The organism is Kitasatospora sp. NPDC093558 (assembly GCF_040683475.1).
Classification (GTDB): Bacteria; Actinomycetota; Actinomycetes; order Streptomycetales; family Streptomycetaceae; genus Kitasatospora.
Genome location: NZ_JBFBDY010000890.1, coordinates 1 through 2190, shown reverse-complemented (window position 1 = coordinate 2190; position 2190 = coordinate 1). Strand labels below are relative to the sequence as shown.

The following is a 2190-nucleotide window of genomic DNA, read 5'->3' as shown; positions in this document are numbered from 1 at the left end:
GCTGCCGGGCCAGTCGCCAGGAGCTCTGCCGTTGGGGTGATGCCGTGCCACCGAGTGCCGCACCTTCACGGCCTCCCGCCTCGCTCAGACCGAGCGGCGGGTGCTCGATGTGGTGGACGGCCTGTTCAGGACAGGCACGGGGCGGGCCATTGCGCTGTCGGCGGGCAGTGAGAGGGCTCTGGCCACCCCGGCCGGTCAGCTTGTGTACATCTGGACGGTCTTGACGATCACCAGGATTACCGCGAGGAGCAGGTAGCCGCGCAGGGTGAGCAGGTCGGCCTTGCGCAGGGCGGAGAACTGCGGCCTGGGCAGGGTGTCCAGGGCAGGTGTGCGCCAGAGCGTCCGGTCGTGCTCCAGGGCCGCCTTACGTTCCGTCCTACTGAGCGGCGAGCCGTCCGGGTGCTGGACCTGCATCAGCCAGGCCTCGCTCGTGGCCCCACCGAAGGCATCGCCCTTCGTGTGACGCGCGGTGAACGCCTCGATGCGGGCCGTCTGCTCCGTGTACTGCGTGTGGAGCATGGTGAGCACGCCGCCGACCAGGCCGACGAACGCACCCGCCGCGAATCCCCAGGCCAGCTGGGTGGTCGTCAGGTCGGGGAAGAATGTCGCGGCGGTGAGGGCCAGCGAGAGCAGGACGAGGACCCAGACGATGACGCCAGCGGCGACGTTCTGCTTCACGGTGTTGGCCCACGGCCCGAGCGCCGGGCGGTCGTTGCACAGCAGCACCAGGAACACGGTGGCCGAGGGCAGCAGGACGCCGGCCAGTGCCTGGACGCCCTGGGTGATCAGGTCCTGGACGTGCTCGTCGGCGGTGAGCGTGATGGCAGAGGCGATGCCGATCAGGACGGCGTAGCCCACGTAGAAGAGCGGTGCCTCGCGGAGCTTCCAGTGCAGCGAGTGCCGCTTCTTGAAGGTGTCGCCAAGCGTGTAGGTGGTGGCGAGGCTGACGGCGTTGGCGCCGATCAGCGAGGCGTCGAGCAGCACGATCGCGAACAGGGCGCCCAGGGGGCGGCCGCCACGCTGCCCGAGGCCGTCGGCGACCGCTCCGGCGCCGGTGAAGTGGCCGGACACCTCGGAGGCCGTCATCGGGCGGGCCTCGGCCCACAGCACGGCCATCACCTCGGCCTCCAGCGCACCGTGCTCACGCCGCCGCTCGCCCACGTTCCCTCCGTCCCCACCGCCGGCCGCGTACTGCCGGGCGGTGGCGGGACTTTACCCACCCGGGGGCACCGGCGATCCTCCGATGACGGCGGTTTCGCGCCTTCGCGCCGGGCCCGCGCTCGGCCTCGCCGTCCTCGCCGACACGACCGGCGCGCTCGGGCGCTTCCTGTCGGTCCTGCACCCGTGAGCGAACCCGTCTTTCACGCTCGGAAGCGAGCGGGCGCGCGGCGTCAGCTCCGGGTGGACGGCCAGCGGGACGAACAGGGCGAGTGCCGCGGCCTGGGTGGCGATGGTGAACACGATGACGGCGGTGACGGAGTGGCCGTACAGGGCGCCGATGAGGGTGGAGCCGGCGAGCCAGGCCAGGCCGTAGGCGGCGGTGAAGACGCCGTAGCCCGTGCCTCGGCGGGCGGCTGGCACGAAGTCGGCGACGGCGGCGCGGAGGGTGGATTCGTGGATGCCCATCGCCGCACCCCACACCAGGGCACCGGCCCACACCAGCGCGGGGCGGGTGGAGAACGACAGGAACGGCACGGCCGCCGCCAGGGGCAGGGCGATGACCAGGCCGCGCAGGCCGATGCGGTCGTACAGCCATCCGGAGCCGAGCGCGGCCAGTGCGGCGGCGCCCATGGCGACGGCGTAGGCGACGGGTATCAGGACGTCGGGCAGTACGTGGCGGGTCTGGAGGTGGTAGGCGAGCACGCCGAAGGTGGCGAACCCGGCCATGGACGTCGCGGTGAACGCCGCGTACAGCCAGAACCGGCCCGGCAGCCGCTGCTCGGTCGTGCCGGCCGCGACGCCGGGGTCGGGGTGCGGAGCCTCGTAGGCGGCGGGTACGGGAACCGCCCGCCGCAGCCATGCCAGGGTGAGCAGGGCCAACGCGCCGGGCACGGCCAGGACCGCGAAGCCGAGCCGGAACCCGGAGACGGCGATCATGGCGGCGACCAGCAGCGGGCCGAGCAGCGCCCCGCTCTGGTCGAGGGCTTCGTGCAGAGCGAACGCCTTCCCCCGACTGCCCGCGGAGCTGGC

General features: G+C 72.7%; 2 protein-coding genes. Both read right to left on the bottom strand.

The window, feature by feature from the left end; genetic code table 11:
* Window positions 1-195: 195 nt before the first annotated feature.
* Entirely contained in the window at window positions 196-1161 is a 966-nt protein-coding gene (locus AB0O00_RS36590; RefSeq protein ID WP_363659020.1) for a divalent metal cation transporter, read from the bottom strand.
* 51 nt (window positions 1162-1212) lie between these two features.
* Window positions 1213-2190: MFS transporter (locus AB0O00_RS36585; RefSeq protein ID WP_363659019.1), on the bottom strand; the 978-nt coding region annotated here is incomplete at its 5' end.